This is a genomic window from Marinicauda sp. Alg238-R41 (assembly GCF_947331485.1).
Lineage (GTDB): Bacteria > Pseudomonadota > Alphaproteobacteria > Caulobacterales > Maricaulaceae > Marinicauda > Marinicauda pacifica.
Genome location: NZ_CAMZOJ010000002.1, coordinates 320,334 through 339,576 on the forward strand (window position 1 = coordinate 320,334; position 19,243 = coordinate 339,576).

Annotated in this window: 22 protein-coding genes; 21 read left to right on the forward strand and 1 reads right to left on the reverse strand. The window is 68.3% G+C overall.

Annotated features, from left to right (window positions below; all coding sequences use genetic code 11):
* The first annotated feature begins 9 nt into the window (after positions 1–9).
* The 4 genes from PGP17_RS10025 to PGP17_RS10040 all read left to right on the forward strand — a co-directional run bounded on the left by PGP17_RS10025 (position 10) and on the right by PGP17_RS10040 (position 2,554).
* Positions 10–606, forward strand: coding sequence for a head-tail connector protein (locus PGP17_RS10025; RefSeq protein ID WP_270375219.1), 597 nt, complete (start codon positions 10–12; stop codon positions 604–606).
* Complete coding sequence (locus PGP17_RS10030) at positions 603–1,013, forward strand: DUF3168 domain-containing protein (protein WP_270375220.1); 411 nt, start codon at positions 603–605, stop codon at positions 1,011–1,013. Before PGP17_RS10025 ends, PGP17_RS10030 begins: the two co-directional genes overlap by 4 nt.
* Before the next feature lie 445 nt (positions 1,014–1,458).
* Positions 1,459–2,052, forward strand: coding sequence for a DUF4760 domain-containing protein (locus tag PGP17_RS10035; RefSeq protein ID WP_270375221.1), 594 nt, complete (start codon positions 1,459–1,461; stop codon positions 2,050–2,052).
* 85 nt (positions 2,053–2,137) lie between these two features.
* Positions 2,138–2,554 (forward strand): phage major tail protein, TP901-1 family, encoded by a 417-nt coding sequence (locus tag PGP17_RS10040; RefSeq protein ID WP_270375222.1) that lies wholly within the window; start codon positions 2,138–2,140, stop codon positions 2,552–2,554.
* A 56-nt stretch (positions 2,555–2,610) separates the two neighbouring features.
* Here PGP17_RS10040 and PGP17_RS10045 read toward each other — a convergent pair whose 3' ends face one another.
* On the reverse strand, positions 2,611–2,811 hold the full coding sequence (locus PGP17_RS10045) for a hypothetical protein (protein WP_270375223.1): 201 nt from the start codon (positions 2,809–2,811) through the stop codon (positions 2,611–2,613).
* An 85-nt stretch (positions 2,812–2,896) separates the two neighbouring features.
* Between PGP17_RS10045 and PGP17_RS10050 the strand changes: the two genes are divergently transcribed.
* The 17 genes from PGP17_RS10050 (at position 2,897) to PGP17_RS10130 (ending at position 19,211) form a co-directional block, all read left to right on the forward strand.
* Positions 2,897–3,184 carry a GTA-gp10 family protein gene (locus tag PGP17_RS10050; protein WP_270375224.1) on the forward strand — a complete coding sequence of 96 codons (288 nt, stop codon included), beginning with the start codon at positions 2,897–2,899 and terminating at the stop codon, positions 3,182–3,184.
* Entirely contained in the window at positions 3,181–3,414 is a 234-nt protein-coding gene (locus PGP17_RS10055) for a phage tail assembly chaperone (protein WP_270375225.1), read from the forward strand. Before PGP17_RS10050 ends, PGP17_RS10055 begins: the two co-directional genes overlap by 4 nt.
* Positions 3,404–3,931 (forward strand): phage tail tape measure C-terminal domain-containing protein, encoded by a 528-nt coding sequence (locus PGP17_RS10060; RefSeq protein WP_270375226.1) that lies wholly within the window; start codon positions 3,404–3,406, stop codon positions 3,929–3,931. Before PGP17_RS10055 ends, PGP17_RS10060 begins: the two co-directional genes overlap by 11 nt.
* A complete protein-coding gene (locus PGP17_RS10065; RefSeq protein ID WP_270375227.1) occupies positions 3,928–4,569 on the forward strand; it encodes a DUF2460 domain-containing protein in 642 nt (213 codons plus the stop codon). Before PGP17_RS10060 ends, PGP17_RS10065 begins: the two co-directional genes overlap by 4 nt.
* On the forward strand, positions 4,566–5,453 hold the full coding sequence (locus tag PGP17_RS10070) for a DUF2163 domain-containing protein (RefSeq protein ID WP_270375228.1): 888 nt from the start codon (positions 4,566–4,568) through the stop codon (positions 5,451–5,453). The genes PGP17_RS10065 and PGP17_RS10070 overlap by 4 nt, the downstream gene beginning before the upstream one ends.
* A gap of 5 nt (positions 5,454–5,458) precedes the next feature.
* Positions 5,459–5,932: an NlpC/P60 family protein gene (locus tag PGP17_RS10075; protein ID WP_270375605.1), complete on the forward strand. Its 474-nt coding sequence runs from the start codon at positions 5,459–5,461 to the stop codon at positions 5,930–5,932.
* The gene (locus PGP17_RS10080) at positions 5,932–9,768 is read left to right on the forward strand and encodes a baseplate multidomain protein megatron (RefSeq protein ID WP_270375229.1); all 3,837 of its coding nucleotides are present in this window, start codon (positions 5,932–5,934) and stop codon (positions 9,766–9,768) included. The genes PGP17_RS10075 and PGP17_RS10080 overlap by 1 nt, the downstream gene beginning before the upstream one ends.
* A 111-nt stretch (positions 9,769–9,879) precedes the next feature.
* The gene (locus PGP17_RS10085) at positions 9,880–10,788 is read left to right on the forward strand and encodes a DnaJ C-terminal domain-containing protein (RefSeq protein WP_135945911.1); all 909 of its coding nucleotides are present in this window, start codon (positions 9,880–9,882) and stop codon (positions 10,786–10,788) included.
* An 88-nt stretch (positions 10,789–10,876) separates the two neighbouring features.
* Positions 10,877–11,212, forward strand: a complete 336-nt coding sequence (locus PGP17_RS10090) for a PepSY domain-containing protein (RefSeq protein WP_135945910.1) — start codon at positions 10,877–10,879, stop codon at positions 11,210–11,212.
* 16 nt (positions 11,213–11,228) lie between these two features.
* A complete protein-coding gene (locus PGP17_RS10095) occupies positions 11,229–11,918 on the forward strand; it encodes a response regulator transcription factor (RefSeq protein WP_135945909.1) in 690 nt (229 codons plus the stop codon).
* Positions 11,915–13,333, forward strand: coding sequence for an ATP-binding protein (locus tag PGP17_RS10100; protein WP_270375230.1), 1,419 nt, complete (start codon positions 11,915–11,917; stop codon positions 13,331–13,333). The genes PGP17_RS10095 and PGP17_RS10100 overlap by 4 nt, the downstream gene beginning before the upstream one ends.
* A gap of 57 nt (positions 13,334–13,390) precedes the next feature.
* Positions 13,391–14,722 (forward strand): hypothetical protein, encoded by a 1,332-nt coding sequence (locus PGP17_RS10105; protein ID WP_270375231.1) that lies wholly within the window; start codon positions 13,391–13,393, stop codon positions 14,720–14,722.
* Positions 14,723–14,763: 41 nt separating this feature from the next.
* Positions 14,764–15,420, forward strand: a complete 657-nt coding sequence (locus tag PGP17_RS10110) for a DUF938 domain-containing protein (RefSeq protein ID WP_270375232.1) — start codon at positions 14,764–14,766, stop codon at positions 15,418–15,420.
* On the forward strand, positions 15,417–16,397 hold the full coding sequence (locus tag PGP17_RS10115; protein WP_270375233.1) for a tetratricopeptide repeat protein: 981 nt from the start codon (positions 15,417–15,419) through the stop codon (positions 16,395–16,397). The genes PGP17_RS10110 and PGP17_RS10115 overlap by 4 nt, the downstream gene beginning before the upstream one ends.
* On the forward strand, positions 16,397–16,897 hold the full coding sequence (ccmE, locus tag PGP17_RS10120) for a cytochrome c maturation protein CcmE (RefSeq protein ID WP_270375234.1): 501 nt from the start codon (positions 16,397–16,399) through the stop codon (positions 16,895–16,897). Before PGP17_RS10115 ends, ccmE begins: the two co-directional genes overlap by 1 nt.
* A complete protein-coding gene (locus PGP17_RS10125; RefSeq protein ID WP_270375235.1) occupies positions 16,894–18,855 on the forward strand; it encodes a heme lyase CcmF/NrfE family subunit in 1,962 nt (653 codons plus the stop codon). The genes ccmE and PGP17_RS10125 overlap by 4 nt, the downstream gene beginning before the upstream one ends.
* Positions 18,852–19,211, forward strand: coding sequence for a cytochrome c-type biogenesis protein (locus tag PGP17_RS10130; protein ID WP_270375236.1), 360 nt, complete (start codon positions 18,852–18,854; stop codon positions 19,209–19,211). The genes PGP17_RS10125 and PGP17_RS10130 overlap by 4 nt, the downstream gene beginning before the upstream one ends.
* Positions 19,212–19,243 lie beyond the last annotated feature (32 nt).

A 19,243-nucleotide genomic window follows, 5' to 3' on the forward strand; every position in this document is an offset into this window, starting at 1 on the left:
CCCCCCTTCATGTCCTTGCAGATCCTGACGCCGCCCGGCGCAGAGCCGGTCAGCCTGTCCGAAGCCAAGACCTGGTTGCGCCTCTCTCACGACAGTGAGGACGCGCTTATCGGGAATCTCATACACGCGGCACGCGAAACTGTCGAGATCAAGATTGGCCGGAGCCTTGTCACGCGGCGCTACCGCGAGACGCTCGATAGCTGGGCACCGTCGCGCCTTTCCGCATGCGGTACGGCTTTCGCGCTGCGCGCGCCGCCCCTCCTCTCGGTCGAGCAGGTCGAGATTTTCGCACGGGACGGGACGGCCGAGATCTGGGACCCGGCCGAATGGCGGGCCGATACCGCCGCCGATCCGGGACGGTTGATCGCGCGTGCGCCTTTCGGCTTTCCGCAGCCGGGCCGGCGCGCCGGCGGGATCGAGATCGAGTTCACCGCCGGATACGGCCCGCCCGAGGCGGTGCCGGCCGCGCTCAAGGAGGCGATCCTGCGCCTGGCCGCGCTGGCCTATGTCGAGCCCGGCGCGCCGATCGAGCCGGGGCGCGGGCCGACGCCTGCCGCCGCCGCCATCCACGCGCTGTTGAAACCCTATCGGGCGGCCCGGCTATGAGCGCGGAACTTGCCTTCCAGGCCGGGCTGCTCGGCCATCTGTCCGCGAGCCCGTCCGTGCAGGGCGTATTCGGCCATCCCGCGCGCCTGTTCGACCGTGCGCCGGGCGGGATCGCCTATCCGTTTGTCTCGCTGGGCCGGGGCGAGAGCGAAAGCGCCGACGGGGACGGTGTGGACCTGATCGAGCATCGCCTCACGCTTCACGTCTGGGGCCGGCGCGATGACGCGGACAGCGTGAAGACGGGCATCGGCGCCGTGCGCAAGGCGCTGCGCGCCGGAGTGCCGGAGCTGGACGGGCCGTGGCGCTGCGTGACCTGCCATGTCGTCTATGCCGACGTGTTCAGCGCCAGCGACAGCCGCCTTCTGCACGCGCCGGTGCGTGTGCGCGCGCTGATCGAGGCGGGGTGAGTGGGGGCGTTTGGCGCATGGCGCGACAAGTCAGTTGAATACCGGGCCCGACTCTCCTAAATTCAGGCCTCACGAACGGCAAAGAGACGGCATGATTCCGCCGTGTTTCCGGTGCAGTTTTGTGGGGATACCAACGCGTTAGGCACGCGTTTACGCATTGATCGCTATGTTGGGAACGACTCGCGACGCGTCGTTTCGAAGAACGGGCGATAACGCCGCAAGCCGGTGAGAGGGCAAATGACACACTCTGTTGAGACCAAACGTATGCGCGAAGGGACGAACCGCTCCCTGCCGCGCGACCTCGCGTTATCGATCCATGCCGAGGGCACCAATCGGTAGTCTTTCACCATGACGACCTAGAGACAAAAAGCCCGGCCAATGGCCGGGTTTTTTGTTGCCCGCTCCTCGCTGGAATGGATAGATTTGCACAACGGGAGGGGGAAATATGAACACGGCTTGCCAGGCAGCGCGTTCCGAATGCGAGCTATTGCTCGGCGTCTGGCAGGCCCTGCCGAATCTGGCACCCATCATACTGGCGATTTCGGCCATCATTGCCTTCGGGATTTATCGCCAGAACCAGCATCAGGGCCGGCTCAACAACAAGCACGCCAAGGAGCGCGTCCAGATTGCGCGTTCGTTCGATCATATCGTCGAGCAGACCAAGGACCGCGACCTGCTGCTTGCCAATGAACAATTCAAGGCGCTGATCGAGGCGCTGAAGGAGAAGCACTCCGGCCCCTACGGCTACGAGGAAGTGGAGAACACGTTCGTGAATTTCCGCGGCCAGGCGGTCTACGGCTCCGAAATCCTGATCCGCCTGTTCAACTATTACGAGGCGACGGCGATCGGCATCGAACTCGGCGCGCTCAATGAGAGCATCATCAGGGAATGGTGGCGGGGCAGCTATGTTCAGGACTGGATCGATTTTCGCCTGTATGTCCACGAGAAGCGCGAGGCCAGAGGCACACCGGCCCTATATGTGAAGTACGAAACCCAGGTTCGTCATTGGGCCACCGAGGCCGAGCGGCCGCTCATCTGAGCCTGTGCGCTCTCTTCAATCCATAGCCGCCCCCAGGGCGGCTTTTTTATTGCCTGTTCCTCACAGTTTTCTGGAGACAAAGATCATGGCCGCACAAGCGGGCAAGGATATCTTGCTGAAGATCGGCGACGGGGCCGATCCGGAGAGTTTTACCAGTGTCGCGGGCCTGCGGGCCAGGACGATCTCGCTCAATGCGCGCAGCGTGGAGACGACCCATGCGGATAGTCCGGGCCGGTGGCGCGAACTGCTCGGCGGGGCGGGCGTGCGCTCGGCCAGCGTGTCGGGGGCAGGGATTTTCGTGGACAGCGCGGCGGACGAGACGGTGCGCGCCGTGTTCTTCACCCAGGCCAGGCGGCGCTGGCAGCTGGTGATACCGGATTTCGGCGCGCTGACCGGCGATTTCCTGGTGACGGCGCTGGAATATTCCGGGCGCCATGACGGGGAGGCGGCCTATTCGCTCTCGCTCGCATCGGCCGGAGAGATCGGCTTCGCGGCGGTCTGAGTGTTTCTTCGCATTTTCGAACCGCGAAACCGGTACCCACTTTCGCTGAAAATGCTTCAGGACCGACGTTCAGACAATTCGCGTTGGCGGCGGTCGCGTTCGCGGTCCTCGATCGCGTTCAGGCAGGCGCGCTGCTCCTCGATATTGCGCAATTCCTCGCACTCGTCCTCGGCGCGCTCGTCATAGGCGTCCTGAACGATGCCGTGGCATCCCGAGAGAACAACGAGGCCGAAAGCGGCCAGAAATACGCGCAACATGACACCTCCCATGGGTCTGACGTCGCGCACGGTATCGCGGCCCGCCGCGGCCGCCAAATGACAAACACGAAAGAACGAGATCCCCATGACAGGTTCGAAACGCGCGGCGCCGGTCCTGCTGGCGGACGGCGGGCGCTACCCGTTGCGCCTGACGCTGGGGGCGCTGGCCGAGATCGAGACGGCGCTTGCACTGGACGGTTTGAAGGCACTGCCGGCCCGCCTGACCGAGCCGGGCGCCGGCGACCTGATTGTGATCCTGACGGCGCTGATGCGCGCGGGCGGGGCGAGTGAGCCAGACCCGGCGGCGATGGCGCTCGATCCGGGCGAGACGGCGCGCCTGATCGCGGACGCGTTCGAGGCCAGTGCGCGATGAGCGCGCACTGGCAGGCCTGGTTCTTCATCGGCGTGGTGCGGTTCGGGTTGAGGCCGCGCGATTTCTGGGCGCTGTCGCTGTCAGAATGGCAGGCGCTGCTCAGTCAGATGGACCCGCCGGGCGCGCGACCGCCGGCGCGCGCTGAGCTCGACCGGCTGCGCGCCGAATTTCCAGACACATGTCCCGGCACATGCCCTGGCACAATCAAGGAGACGAGCGATGGCCGATGAGGAAAAGCGTGCCGGCGCCGAACGTGCGCGCGAGCAGGCGCAGGCCCTGCAGGAGGCGGCGCGCGAGGGCGAACGCGCGGCAGGCATCCTGTCGGACGCGTTCGAGACGACGGCCGACCGCATCACCGCCTCGCTGGAGCGCGCGGCGCGCAGCGGCCGGCTGGAGATCGACCAGATGGTGGAGAGCATTGCCCAGTCGCTGGCGAGCCTGGCGCTGGACGAGTTCGTGTTCGCGCCCGTCGACCGGCTGGTGGCGAACCTGTCGCAAACGATTGTCGGCGCGCGCGCCGAGGGCGGGCCGGTCATGGCCGGGTCGCCCTACCTGGTCGGTGAGCGCGGACCGGAAGTCTTCGTGCCGAACGGCGCCGGGGCGATTGCGCCCATGTCCGCAGGCCCGACGGTCAACGTCACCATCCTGGCGGCGCCGGGGCGAGAGGCCGATGCGGTGCGCCGGTCCGAACGCCAGATCAGCGCCGCGCTGGCGCGCGCGGTCAGAGCAGGGAGTGCCAGCCTGTGAGCGCCTTTCACGATGTCCAGTTTCCGTTTCCGGTGGGTCTCGGCGCGAGCGGCGGACCGGTGCGCACGACCGAGATCGTGGCGCTGGCCTCCGGCTATGAGGAGCGCAACACGCCTCATGCCCATTCGAAACGCCGCTACGATGCCGGGCCGGGCGTGAAGTCGCTGGACGATCTGGCCGGTCTGATCGCCTTCTTCGAGGCGCGTCGGGGCCAGCTTCACGCCTTCCGCTTCCGCGACCCGGCCGATCACAAATCCTGCCTGCCCTCGCATGAGCCGGGGCCGGGCGATCAGCTGATCGCAGCCGGAGACGGCGAGACGCGCGTCTTCGCGCTCACCAAGCTTTATGGTACCAGGCCGGATGCCTATCGCCGCCCGATCCGCCTGCCCCGGGCGGACAGCGTGCTGGCAGCGGTTGAGGGCGAGATCCGGCTCGTCACGCTGGACGAGCTGGGGCGGATCGAATTTTCAAGCGCGCCGGAGCCGGGTGCCCAGATCACGGCCGGCTTTATCTTTGACGTGCCGGTCCGTTTCGATACCGACCGGATCGATGCGTCCATGGAGGCGTTCGAGGCCGGGCTCGTGCCGCAAATTCCGCTCGCCGAAGTATGGCTGAGCCCGGGGAGCGTGGCGCCATGATTGTCATTCCTGACGCATTGCAGGCCCGACTGGACGCCGGTGCGACGACGCTGGCCTGGTGCTGGCGGATGACACGGCGCGACGGCGCGGTCTTCGCCTTCACCGAGCATGACGAGACGCTGACCCTTGGCGGCGAGGTGTTCGAGGCGGCGGCGGGCGTGTCGCCCGGCGCGATGCGCAGCGAGACGGGGATGAATGCCGCCCGCAGCGCCGTGTTCGGCGCGCTGAGCTCGCAGCGTATTCGCGCCGCAGACCTCGATAACGGGGTTTGGGACGGGGCGAGGGTGGAGATTTTCCGCGCCGACTGGCGCGAGCCGGACCTGTTCTGGCGGGTCGCAACCGGCGAGCTGGGCGAAGTGGTTCGTACGCGAAACGGGTTCGAGGCGGAGCTGGCCGGTCTGAGCGCGCGGCTGAACCGGCGCATCGGGCGCGTCTATTCCAGAGCCTGCGACGCGGAGCTGGGCGATGCACGATGCCGGGCCGATCTGTCCGATCCGCGCTGGACGGGGACGGGCGAGGTGGTTTTCCTCGATGCCAACGGGCGGGTCGAGGTTTCCGGCCTAGACGCGTCTGCGCCGGGCCTGTTTACCGGCGGCGTGCTGAGCTGGACGAGCGGAGAGAACAGACCCGGCCGGGTACGCGTGCGCGAGCACCGGCTGGAAGACGGCAAGGCGGTCCTGATCCTGGCGTCGAGCGCGGCCGCGCCGGTCCGGCCGGGCGATGGTTTCACGGTCCGGGCCGGGTGCGACAAGCAGGCGGAAACCTGCCGGACCCGGTTCGAAAATTTCGCCAATTTCCGCGGTCATCCGCACATGCCCGGCAATGATGTGCTGCAACGCCACCCGGCACGTGAAGCCGACCGCGACGGCGGACGGCGCGGGTGAGCGTGATGTCCGGGCGTGTCGTGGAGGCGGCCCGGCTCTGGATCGGTACACCCTTCTGCCATCAGGCGAGTGCGCGCGGTCAGGGCTGCGACTGTCTGGGCCTGATCCGCGGCGTCTATCGCGATGTCTCCGGGAAGGAGGCGGTGTTGCCGGACGATCCTGCCGACTATCGGCCCGGTCATAGATACGACTATCGGCCAGACTGGGCGCAGCGCGGCGCTGAAGAGCGGCTTCTGACGGGACTGTCCCGCCATCTGGAAACCTTGCCGGCGGGCGGGGCGCAAGCCGGCGACGTACTGGTATTTCGTATACGAACATATGGCCCGGCCAGCCATTGCGCGATCGTGAGCGGACCCGGCGCGATGCTTCATGCCTGGCAGCGCCGCGGTGTCTGCGAGACTGCGCTGTGCGCCGGTTGGCGGCGCCGGACGGTGGCGCGGTTTGGTTTCCCCTCTCCTTCACCTGCGGAGTATTTTTAATGGCGATGCTGGCGCTGTCGACCGGAGCGGCCCTGCTTCAAGGCGCGGTTCAGAGCGGGGTGCGCGGCCTGATCTCCGGCCTGTTTGCCGAGAACGTGACAGGCGCCCGGCTCGACGGGCTGGAGCTGCAGACCTCGACCGAGGGGGCCTTCATTCCCATCGTGTACGGGCGGATGCGCGTGGCCGGCCAGGTCATCTGGGCGTCGCGCTTCACCGAGAACGAGGAGACGCAAGGCGGCGGCAAGTCAGGCCCGAGCGTGACGCAATACCGCTATTCGGTGAGCCTGGCCGTGGGCCTGTGCGAGGGCCCGATTGCGCAGATCGGCCGGATCTGGGCCAATGGCGCGGAACTCGACCGGGCCGGTCTGACCCTGCGCGTGCATGCCGGCAGCGAGGACCAGCAGCCCGACGGCCTGATCGAGGCCATAGAAGGTGCGGGCCAGGCCCCGGCCTATCGCGGGCTGGCCTATGTCGTGCTGGAGGATCTGGCACTGGAGAAGTTCGGCAATTTCATCCCCAACCTGGCGTTCGAAGTCATTCGCGCGGAGACCGATGGCGGGCTGGACCTGGTCGAGGGTGTCTGCCTCATCCCCGGATCGGGCGAGTTTGCCTATGCGACCGAGCCGGTCATGCGCAAAACCGGCGAGGGACGCGAGGCGAGCGAGAACCGGCACACGAACCGGGCGCACAGCGATATCGAGGCGGCGCTCGACGATCTGGAGGCGGCACTGCCGGGCGTGGGATCGGTGGCGCTGGTCACCTCCTGGTTCGGGACCGATCTGCGGTGCGGTCAGTGCGATATCCGGCCCGGCGTGGAGCGCGTGCTGAAGGATACGCGTCCGCTGGTCTGGCGGGCCGCGGGCGAGGACCGGGCGACGGCCTGGCTGGTCAGTGAGAGCGAGGGCGGACCGGCCTATGGCGGCACGCCGTCGGACGAGACCGTGGTGGCCGCGATCCGGGCGCTCAAGGCGCGCGGATTTTCGGTGACGCTCTACCCCTTCATCCTGATGGACATTCCCGCAGGAAACGTGCTGGACGATCCCTATGGAAGCGGGCCTTCTGGAAGCGGAACCGGCCAGCCGGCCTATCCCTGGCGCGGGCGGATCACCTGCGATCCCGCGCCGGGCGTGGCGGGCAGCCCTGAGAATACGCCGGGCGTGACCCCGCAGATCGAGGTTTTCTTCGGCGCGGCGCAGGCCGATCATTTCACGATTGACGGCGAGCGCGTCATCTATGCCGGCCCGGCCGAGTGGGGCTTTGCCCGCTTCATCCTGCATCATTGCGCACTGGCGAAGGCCGCGGGCGGTGTCGACACGATGCTGATCGGATCGGAAATGCGCGCCCTGACGACACTTCGCGCCGGGACGGGTGTCTATCCGGCGGTGGAGAGGCTAAGGGCGCTGGCTGGCGAGGCCCGCGAGATCACGGGAGCGGACACGGCGCTCAGCTATGCGGCCGACTGGTCGGAGTATTTCGGCCACCAGCCCCAGGACGGATCGAACGATGTAATCTTCCATCTCGACCCGCTATGGAGCGACGGGGAGATCGATTTCGTCGGGATCGACTGGTATGCGCCGCTGGCCGACTGGCGCGAGGGCGAACTCCATGCCGACGCGGCGCGTGCGGGCAGCATCCATGACCTCGACTATCTGCGTGCGCAGGTGGAGGGGGGGGAGGGCTATGACTGGTATTATGCCAGCGCGGCCGACCGCGAGGCGCAGCTGCGTACCCCCATCGAAGATGGCGCGCATGGCGAGGACTGGGTGTTCCGCTACAAGGATTTGCGCGGCTGGTGGGTGAACGCGCACCATGACCGGCCCGGCGGCGTGCGCCAGGCCTCGCCTACCGGCTGGGTGCCGCAGGGCAAGCCGATCCGCCTGATCGAGCTTGGATGCCCGGCCGTCGACAAGGGCGCGAACCAGCCCAATGTCTTCATCGATCCCAAGAGTTCGGAGAGTGTCGCGCCCTATCATTCGCGCGGTACGCGCGACGACCTGATCCAGCGCCGCTTCCTGCAGGCGCTGCTCGGATACTGGCGCGATCACAATCCGGTTTCGGCGGTGTATGGCGGACCGATGATCGATCTGTCGCGGTCTCAGGTCTGGACCTGGGATGCGCGGCCCTTTCCCGAATTTCCGGTGCTGGAGACGGTCTGGCGCGATGCGGAGAACTGGCGTCTCGGCCACTGGCTGACAGGCCGGGCCGGGCAATCCTCGCTCGCCGCCATCGTGGCCGATATTGCGCGCCGCTGCGGGCTGGAGGCCCTGGACGTGTCGGGAATTGACAGCCTCGTCGCAGGCTTCGCGATCGACCGGCCGGAACGCGGACGCGATGTGCTGGCCCGGCTGGGGGCCATCTATGGCTTCGATCTGGCGGACGGGGCGGACGGACCGGCGGCATTCGCGGCGCAGAGCCGCAGTAGCGCGCTGGACGCCGGCCAATGTGCCGAGCGGCCCGGCGAGGGGCCGGTGAGCCGGGTGCGCGATCCGGACGCCGCGTCGGTGCGCGCGCTGCGCCTGGGTTATATCCGCGACGATGGCGAGTACCGCCCGGCCAGCGTGAGTGCGCTGGGCCTCGATCTGGTGGAGGGCGCGGTCGACCTGTCGGCCCGCCTGCTGGCCGACGATACGCTGGCAGCCGGGCTTGCGGCGCAATCATTGTCCCGCCTGCAGGAAACCGGCGCGAGCCTGCGCCTGACCCTGCCGCCCTCGCAGGCGCGCCTGGAGGCGGGCGATGTGGTGAGACTGACCGATGAGGACGCAGCCGCAGCGGGGTTGTGGCAGGTGGCGAGCGTGGACGGTCTGGCGCGGCGCGATGCGGTGCTGCAACCGGCCACGACGGCGGGGGTCCTGCCTGCCGGGTCGAGCCCGCAGGGGGCGGGCGATCCGGTCATGCCGCCCGCGCAGCCCATCCTGACGCTGATGGACCTGCCCGCCGAACCGGGCCGGGAGACGGGGCGGGAGACGGGGCGCGGCGGGTTTGTGGCGGCCGCCCATGGCGAGCCCTGGGCCGGAGAGCTGGTGCTGTTTGCCGGGGCCGATGCGGCCAGCCTGACCGAGCGGGCCCGTCTGTCCCGGCGCGCGGTGATGGGCGAGTTGCTGAGCCCGCTGGCGGGCGGGCCGGAAGGGCGCTGGGACCGGGCCAGCACGCTGTCGCTGCGGCTCTATCGCGGACAGGTTTCGAGCGGCGACCGGCTGTCGGTGCTGGGCGGTGCAAACCGGCTGGCGATCGAGGGCCCGGCGGGATGGGAGATCGTCCAGTTCCAGCACGCCCGCCTGGATGAGGATGGCAGCTGGACGCTGACGACCCTGCTGCGCGGTCTTGGCGGGAGCGCGACTGACGGTGGCGCGGCGGGCGCGCGAATCGTGCTGCTGGACGGGGCAAGCGCGGTGTTGCCGGTTCATGCCCACGAGGCGGGCGCCGACCTGCTGGTGCGTGCCGTGCCGGCCGGAGGCGGGCTGGACGATCCGGCCCGCGCGGATCGAAGCGTGCGTTACACACAGGTCGAGTTGAGACCGCTGAACCCGGTCCACCTGCGCGCGTCGATAAAGGCGGGCGCCCTGTCGGCCAGCTGGATCCGGCGAGGCCGGACCGGCGGCGAGGACTGGGGCGCGGGCGAGACGCCGCTGGGTGAGGCGTTCGAGCGCTATCGTGTGCGCCTGCTCGATCCGGCCGCGCAGACGGTCTGGAGCCAGGAGGTGGACGAGGCGCGGCTGACGATCGGGGCGACGCAGCTTGCCGGATTGCTGCCGGGCGGCATCACGGGCTGCGTTCTGGAAGTCGCGCAGGTTTCGGACGTGTACGGTCCGGGGCGCCCGGCGCGGATCGCTCTTTAATCCTGCGCGCTTGCAGGGCGTGGCTTTACGCGCCATCTGAACAGCAGACCCGAATTTACCAGCGCATCGCGAGAAATCGCCATGCGCGCAGGCAGATGCTATCAGATCGACATGCAAGACCCTTACGCGATTCTTGGAGTGCCCCGGACCGCCTCCGCCGATGAAATCCGGCGTGCGTACCGCAAGCTGGCCAAAGAGCTTCACCCCGATGCGCGTCCTGACGACAAGGCGTCGGAGGAGCGGTTCAAGCAGGTCACGCAGGCTTTCAAGCTGTTGTCCGATCCTGAAAAACGCGCCCAGTTCGACCGCGGCGAGATCGATGCGGACGGACGGGAGTCCGCCGCCTACCACTTCCGCTCGCGCCCGGGCGCCGGGGCGAGCCAGCGCGGGCCGCGCGGTCAGTTCGAGGACATTGGCGATATTTTCTCCGAACTGTTCACCGATATGGGCAGTCAGGGCCGGACGCGGGCGCGCCGCCCGCAGGCGAGCCGGGGCGAGGATGTGCGGCGCCCGGTCGATGTGACCTTCGAGGAAGCCATGACCGGGACGCGCAAGCGCCTCGCCTTCGCGTCTGGCAAGCCGGTCGAGGTGACGATCCCGCCCGGCGTCGAGGACGGACAGGTGCTGCGCCTGAAAGGGCTCGGCCATCCCGGACAGGCCGGAGGTCCGGCCGGGGCGGGCCTGGTGGAAGTGAATGTACGCGCCCACCCCTTCTTCCGCCGCGAGGGCGACGACATCCGCGTCGACCTGCCGATCTCCCTGAAGGAAGCGCTGGAAGGCGGCAAGGTGCGCGCGCCGACGGTGGAAGGCCTCGTCGAGGTGCGCGTGCCCGAGGGCACGACGTCGGGCGCGCTGCTGCGGCTTCGCGGCAAGGGTGCGCCCAAGAGCGACGGCACGCGCGGCGACCAGATCATCCGCCTAATGATCGACATTCCCATGAACGATCCCGAGCTTGAAAGATTTATAGAAGGATGGACGCCGCCGACAGGTTACGATCCGAGGGCGCGTTTCAGACGCTAGCGGCCCGGATCGGCTCCGATATCCGGTGAACGCTAGCCTGAACACATGTTCACGAGGGGTTCAGCCGGCTCCGGCCATAAGGTCAGTCATGATCCGATCGCTTGTCATATCGATACTGCTTCTGGCCTCCGGCGGGGTTTGCGCCCCGGCGCTGGCCCAGCAATCGTCCTTCTCGGCGGACCAGGCCCGCGATGCGCGCCAGGCCGGCGAGATCATGTCGGGCACCGAGATCTACCGGTTGATGCAGCGCCGCTACCCGTCGGCCTACTCGATCGAGATTGCCGATCTCATCGGCGGGCAGCGCCCGGTCTATGTGGTGCGCGTGTTTCCCACGCCCGACCGGCGCGAAGACGTCTATGTCGATGCGCGCACCGGCGCACCGGTCCCGCAAAGCCAGGTTCACGGCTCGCCGAACCGCTACTGAAAAAGGCTGAAAACTCATGCGTGTTTTGATCGTGGAAGACGACAAGGACCTGAACCGGCAACTGACCGAGATTCTCGATCATGCCGGCTATGCCGTCGATCAGTCCGGGGACGGCGAGGATGGCTGGTTCCTGGGCGATACAGAGCCCTATGACGCCGTCGTGCTCGATCTGGGCCTGCCGACGCTGGACGGCGTTTCGGTGCTGGAACGCTGGCGCGAGGCGGGTCGCGATTTTCCCGTGCTGATCCTGACCGCGCGCGACCGCTGGAGCGAAAAGGTCGCCGGCTTCGACGCCGGCGCCGACGACTATCTGACCAAGCCGTTCCACCCGGAAGAGCTGCTGGCCCGTCTGCGCGCGCTGACGCGGCGCGCGGCCGGTCACGCCTCGTCCATGCTGGAGCTCGGCGATCTGGCGATCGATACGCGCGGGGCGCGGGTGTTCATCGCCGAGCGTCTGGTCAAGCTGACCAGCCACGAGTTCCGGCTTCTGAGCTACATGATGCATCACCGTGACCGCGTGCTGTCGCGCACCGAGCTGGTGGAGCACATCTACGACCAGGACTTTGACCGCGATTCCAACACGATCGAGGTGTTCATCGGCCGCCTTCGCAAGAAAATCGGATCGAACCGCATCGAAACGGTTCGTGGGCTGGGCTACCGTCTGGTCGATCCAGAAGCGGGCCGGGCGAGCGCGCAAGCCGGGTGAACGAACAGCCAAGCGAAACCCTGACCCGAAAAGGGTCTCTGGTCCGGCGGGTCACGCTGACCGCGATCAGCTGGTCTGCGGCCCTGCTGCTGGTCGGCGCGCTCGCGCTCACCTTGCTGTTTCGCCAGACCATCCTGAGCGATCTGGATAACCGCCTGTCCGATGTCGGCGAGTTCCTGGTCGTCTCCGCCGAGGTGGAAACCGACGGCTCGCTGGGGCTCGTGCGTCCGCCCGCCGACACTCGCTACGGGCAGATATTTTCCGGCCGATACTGGCAGATCGCCCCCGCAGAGGCAGCGGATCCTGAGCGGACGTTGCGCTCGCGCTCGCTCTGGGACGAGAGCCTGGCCATCCCGGACTCGCTGCGGGACCGGGCCCTGGCGCGCCGCGGGCAGGGTATTACCGGGTCGGCCAAGGGTCCCAATGAGGAGCCCTTGCGCCTGTTCCTGCGCGCCATCGAGATCAGCGGGCTGGACCAGCCCATTCTGGTCGCCGTCGGCGAGGACAGGCGGGCCGCGGACCGCCGGGTCTTCGAGTTCGCCCTTCTGTCACTCGGCCTGTTTACCGCGTTCGCCCTGGCGCTCGTGGCGGGCATCCTGATCCAGGTCCGCGTCAGCCTGGCGCCGGTTTTCCGCATGGGCCGGGCCGTCGGGGCGGTGCGCGACGGCCAGAGCGAGCGGATTACCGGCGCTTACCCGGCCGAGCTGATGCCCCTGGCCGGAGAGCTGAACGCGCTGGTGGATCATTCGCGCGAAGTGGTCGAGCGCGCCCGGACCCATGTCGGCAACCTGGCCCATGCGCTCAAAACCCCGATCACAGTCCTGTCCAACGAGGCCCGGAACGCGGACGGGCCGCTTGCCGAGCTCGTGCGGCGCCAGTCCGATGCGATGGCTGCCCAGGTCGAACACCATTTGCGCCGCGCCCGCGCTGCAGCGAATGCACGGGCCATCGGCGCACGTACACCCGTGACGCCGGTCGTCGAGGATCTGAGCCGGACGCTGGAAAAGATTCATCGGCGCAAGGGTATCGAGATCGAGGTGGAACTGACCGAGACTCTGCTGTTCCGGGGCGAGCGCCAGGACCTCGAGGAACTGGTGGGCAATCTTCTGGAAAACGCGTGCAAATGGGCCGAGCGGCGCGTACGCATCCGCGCCGGGCAAGGTGAAGCCGGCCAGATCGAGATCCGCATCGAGGATGACGGGCCCGGACTGTCCGAGGCCGAGCGTCAGGCCGTGCTGGGCCGCGGGGTACGTCTCGATGAGCAGGCGCCGGGGACCGGGCTGGGGCTGGCGATCGTGACCGACCTGGCCAAGGCCTATGGCGGCACGCTGGTGCTGGAGACCGGCACGCTGGGCGGGCTGTGCGCGCGGCTGACCCTGCCGCAGGCGCGCCAGGTACGGGAAACGCCGCGTTAACGCTAATCAGGCGATACTTATAGGGTTCTTTGCAATGTTGGTGAGGCGACCTGCGCTGTGACGCCAGCGAAACTTGAAAAGCTCCGGGCCATGCTGGCCGCCTTTCCTGGCGATGCCTCGAACCGGTTGGCGGAGACGGCACGTCATGCCGACCCGGCACTTGCCCGGCTGATCGAGTATTGCTCGACCGACCCGGAAGTCTCCGCGCGCAAACGCTTTTTTGCGCCGCTTGCCCCTTTGAGCCACGATCCGGAAACCACGCGGCCCTCGCTCGCCTATGCGCCTCCGGCCATTCTCGAGGCGCTCTGGCACTGGATCGACGAAACGCTCGACCCCGAGGCGGCTGAACAGTCGCGGGCTGTGGCCGCCGACGTCTTCAAGGATGAGGCCGGACGGCTGGACGAGGCCCGCGTGCGGGTTGCGGGACGCATCCTGGATGGGGTCGCGGCGGTGAAGGATGAGCCGCGCGAGGCCAAGCGGCTGAAGGCCCGGCTCGGCGTGCGCGATTTTGACTCCGTTCGCGATATTGCGGTCATCCTGCGCGCGGCCCCGGCCTTACGTACGGCGCTGGAGGGGCTGCCCGAGCAGATCGGGGAAATCTCCGACACGCTGTCGGCCGATCTGCGCGACCGCTACGAAACGGCAGCGGAAGCCGATCCCGATGCCGGCGCCTGGTTTCTCTACTTCGTGATGGCGCGCCTGACGCGGCCCTGGCGAATTCTTCGCGCCTTCGAACGTATCGGCAAGCGCGGCGACGACTTCCTGTTGTCGCGCACCGACATGAGCGGAATTGGCGAGGCGCTGCTGCTGGATGCCGGGCACTTCCTGGCCGGGTTCGCGCAAAGTCCGAAAACGGAAGCAGAGGCGGATGCGGCCACGCAGGCGCTGAGCAATTTCGCCGCCATCACGGTGGGGATGACCCGCGAGATCGGGATCCGCAAGGATGGTCCCTGGGGCCAGAAGCTGGTTGAGTTGCGCAATCGCGCGTCCAGCCAGATGGAGCGCCATCACGAGCGCACGCGCAAGGCGTTCGAGCCGCTGATCGCCGCACCCAAGTCGGAACGCGCGGCGCGGATGACGCAGGTGCCGCAGCCGGGCAGCGAGGCGTTTACCGAGGCACAGTCGCTGGCCCGCTTCCTTCTGGCGACGAAGGACGATGCGGCCCGGGCGGCGGCCGGCGGCGCGCACCAGCAATTACTCACGGGGCTGCAGGGACGCCTCGAAGAGCTGGGCGGTCACCTGCTCAACCAGCTGCGCGTCAAGGACGAAGACCTGCAAGACAAGGCGCAGACGCGTCTTGAGGCGGTGGCCTTGCTGATGACCTCGCTAGGCGAGGGCAAGGCGGCGGCCGTCCTCCTGCGCCGCGGTGCCGCAGCCAAAGCCGCGTAATTTCCTTCAAACCGGGCGCTTTGGCGACTATCTATCGCGCCATGACCGATCAGCCTGCCAAACCGATTGCTCTGGAAGATCGCGACGTCGCCGGGGCGCGCCTGTCCTCGCCCAGCGCGGCCCGCAACCGCGAAGCGATCGCCGAATGTCTGGCCGAGCGCCTGCTGCACGGTGCGCGCGTTCTGGAAATCGCCAGCGGAACGGGTGAGCACGCGCTGGCCTGCGTGTCGCGGCGCCCTGACCTGAGCTGGATCCCAAGCGATCCCGATGCCGTCTCGCGGGCAAGCACCGACGACTGGGCGCGCGAGGCCGGCGGCCGGATGAATCCGGCTCTGGCGCTGGATGTGAGCACTGCGGACTGGATCGAGCCTGTCGGACCCGTCGATGCGGTGTTTTGCGCCAACATGATCCATATCGCGCCCTGGCTGGCGGCGGAGGGATTGTTTTCCGGCGCGGCGCGCCTGCTCGACGCTGGCCAGCGGCTGCATCTCTACGGCCCGTTCCTGGAGGGTGCACGCAGCGCGCCGTCCAATATCGAGTTCGACCAGAGCCTGAGAGGGCGCGATCCGGCCTGGGGCGTGCGCGCGATCGACGCCGTGGACGCGCTGGCCGCCCGGTCCGGCTTCGACCGGACCGAACGCGTGCAAATGCCGGCCAACAACCTGCTCCTCAGCTTTGAACGCAGGGCCGGGCAATGATCGTCTTTGCCAGTCTTGCCGCGCTGATCGCCGTGATCGCCGCCCTGTTCATCGCCCGCCCGCTGGCGCGCGAAAAGCACGGCGCCCCGATCGCCCTCGTGACCACGGGCGCGATCGCGCTTGCCGCTTTCATGATCTACTTCCCCGGCGCCGAGCCGGGTGAGCCCGGACAGCCGCACAGCGCGACGGTCGCCCGGCTGATCGAGGCCGATCCGGCGACCCTTACCCTGGAAGAACAGGAAGAGCGCCTGCGCGCGCTGGTCCGGCGAGAACCGGACAACACACAGGCGCTGGCCATGCTCGGCCGTCTGCTGGCCGCGACCGAACGCGAGCTGGAAGCGGTCTCGGTGCTGGAGCGCGCCCTGCGTATCGAGGAAAGCGCGCGCACGCTGTCCGATCTGGGCCAGACGCTGGTCACGCTGAACGAAGGCGAGGTCACGCCGGCAGCATCGCGCGCGTTCGAGCGGGCCTACGAACTCGATCCGGCATTGCCCGAGCCGGCCTTCTTTCTCGGTCTGGGCGCCTATCAGGAGGGCGACCGGGAGATGGCGGCGCGCTATTGGGGCGCGATCATCGCCCAGCTTGAACCCGGCGACCCCTTCCGCGGCGCAATCGCCGCGCGCGCAGCCGACCTTCTGTCGCGTCCCAGCGCCGGCCCGGCGCTCGGCGCTGAGGGCGAAGCCGCGGGCGAGGCTCCCTTTGCCGACCTGGACCCCGCCGAAGCCGAGGCGATGGTCGCGGCCATGGTGGATCGTCTCCAGGCCCGGCTGGACGAGAATCCCGACGATTTTTCCGGCTGGATGACTCTGGTCCGCGCCCGCGCCACGTCCGGTCAGCGCGAGGCGGCCCTGGCGAGCCTGGCGCAAGCCCAGTCAAACTTCGACAGCGAGCCGCGCCGGGTCATGCTGTCCGCGCTCGCGCGTGCGCTGGGCCTGGTGCCGGTGTCCGGCGCGCAGCAAGACGAGGAGACGCGCTGATGCGCAAATCGAAACGCCGCCTCTGGATTATCGGCGCGGCCGCCGTGGTGCTGACCGGAGCGGCCGGGCTGGCCAGCCTGGCCCTGCGCGACACGATGGTCTTCTTCTATGCGCCCAGCGACATCGCGGAGAGCCCGCCGGCGCCCGGCCAGCATATCCGTGTGGGCGGCCTGGTGGTGGAAGGGTCGGTCGACCGCCCGGCGGAAGGCGGCGCGAATTTTTCGGTGACCGATGGCGGGGCAGATCTGCGCGTGATCTATCGCGGCTCGCTGCCCGACCTGTTCCGCGAGGGGCAGGGCATAGTCGCCGAGGGCAGCTTTGACGGGGAGGGTGTGTTTCACGCCTCTACCGTGCTGGCCAAGCACGACGAGACCTACATGCCGCCCGAGGTCGCCGATGCGCTGAGGGAAAACGGGATGTGGGAAGAGCCCGGCGCGGCGCGCTCCAGCGGCTATGAATACCGCCCGCCCCAGCCTGAAACGAGCGGTGAGGGATCATGATTGCCGAACTGGGCCGTTTCCTGATCGCGCTGGCGCTGGCGGCGTCTTTCGCCCAGCTCGTCTTTGCCTGGAAGGGCGCGTCCCGGGGTGGGAGCGGGGGCTTTGCCGAAGCCGGACGCCTTGCGGTCGTTGCGGTGGTCGTGTCTGCCGGTACCGCCTTTGCGCTGTTGATCGTCGCCTTTTTGCAGTCCGATTTCTCGATCGCCTACGTGGCGGGCCATTCCCATATCGACAAGCCGCTGCTGTACAAGGTCGCGGCCGCCTGGGGCGGGCATGAAGGCTCGATGCTGCTCTGGTGCCTGATGCTGGGCCTGTTCGGCCTGGCGATCTCGCGCGTGGGTCCGGCCGATCCGGCGCTGCGCCTGCGTGCGGTTAGTGTGCAGGCCATCCTCCAGCTTCTCTTTTTCAGCTTCCTGGCGTTCGCCTCCAACCCGTTCGACCGGCTGCTGCCCGCGCCGGTGCAGGGCGCCGACCTCAATCCGATCCTTCAGGACCCCGCGCTCGCGGTGCATCCGCCGCTGCTTTATGTCGGCTATGTCGGATTGTCCTCGGCCTTCGCGATTGCGGCGGCCGGGCTGATCGAGAAGACGCCCGGGCGCGCGCTGGGCGCAGCGCTGCGGCCCTTCGCGCTCGCGGCCTGGACCGCGTTGACGGCCGGCATCGCGCTGGGCGCCTGGTGGGCGTATTACGAACTTGGCTGGGGCGGCTGGTGGTTCTGGGACCCGGTCGAGAACGCCAGCTTCATGCCGTGGCTGCTGGGCGCGGCGCTGATCCACTCGGCCATCGCGACGGAAAAACGCGGCGCCTTCCCCGGCTGGACGGTCTTCCTGGCGCTGCTGGCCTTCATCCTGTCCACGCTGGGCGCCTTCCTGGTGCGCTCCGGTGTGCTGACCTCGGTTCATGCCTTCGCGCTCGACCCCGAACGAGGCGTCTGGATTCTCGGCATGCTGGCAAGCGCTGCGGTCGGCGGCTTTGCGCTGTTTGCCCTGCGCGCCGGATCGCTGGGCGAAGGCGAGGGCTTCGAGCCGACCAGCCGGGAAGCCTTCATCGGCGCGAACAATTTGCTGCTGGCGGCCAGCGCCGGCGTGGTGCTGGTCGGCACGGTCTATCCGCTGATCCTGGATATGAGCGGCGGGGCCGCGGTCTCGGTCGGTCCGCCCTATTTCAACGCCACCGCGACACCGCTGATGATCGCGGCGCTGGTGCTCCTGCCGCTGGCCCCCTTCCTGCCTTGGGCCAATGGCGGCGCGCGCGCCGGACTGGCGCAGATGCGCGCCGCGCTTCTGCTTCTGCCGGTCGCGATCGGTGGCGGCGTCCTGATCTGGATGGGCGCGCCGGTCCTGGCGGTGATCGGCGGCGCGCTGGGACTGTGGGTGCTGGGCGGAGCGGCGATGGACGCGGTTAGCGCATTGCCCGCCGCGCGCACGCGAGCCCTCAAGTTTGCGGTGGCCGGCCGGGCGCTCGCTCATGCCGGCGTGGGCTTCATCGCGCTGGGCGCTGCGGCCGATGCCAGCCGCCCGCCGGAACTGACACGGGCCCTGGTTCCTGGCGAGAGCCTGACCCATGCCGGCTATACCGTGACGCTGGAAGACGTGCGCCGCGCGGACGGGCAGAATTATCTCGCCGACCGGGCCACGCTGCGCCTGGAGCGCGGCGGCATTCTGCAGCCGGAACGCCGTTACTATCCAGCCGCCGACCAGAATACGCGCGAAGTCGCCATCCGCACCCGATTGAGCGGAGATTTCTACGCGGCGATCGGCGAACCGCGCCTGCAGCCCGACGGGCGCGTCGGCTACGAGATCCGGCTGGCCTTCCACCCGATGATCTGGGCGCTGGGCCTCGGGGCCTTCATGATCGTGCTGGGCGGAGGATGCGCGCTCTATGCCCGCGCGGCGGGCCGCGTGGTCCAGCGCCGGCGCGCGGCGGGTGAGACAGCGGCCCGGGGGGCGAACTCATGACAACGCTTCTGATGGCCCTGTTCTTGAGCCTGCAGGCCGCAACGCAGCTTGGCACCGAAGAGGAGGCGCGCGCCCAGGACCTGATGCGCGAAGTGCGGTGCATGGTGTGCGCGGGCCAGTCCATCGCCGATTCCGATGCGGGCATGGCCGTGGACATGCGTCGCTTCGTGCGCGAACGCGTGGAACAGGGCCAGAGCGATCGCGAGATTCGCGATGCGCTGGTGGAGCGGTTCGGCCATCAGGTCCTGATGCGGCCGCCCCTGGACAGCCAGACGGCACCGCTCTGGATCGCGCCGGTGGCCTTCCTCCTGCTCGGCGGCGGCCTGCTGGCCGCGACCATGCGCAAGAAGCGCTAGGTGAGGCGCGGCTTGCGTCTCCGGTTCGCGAT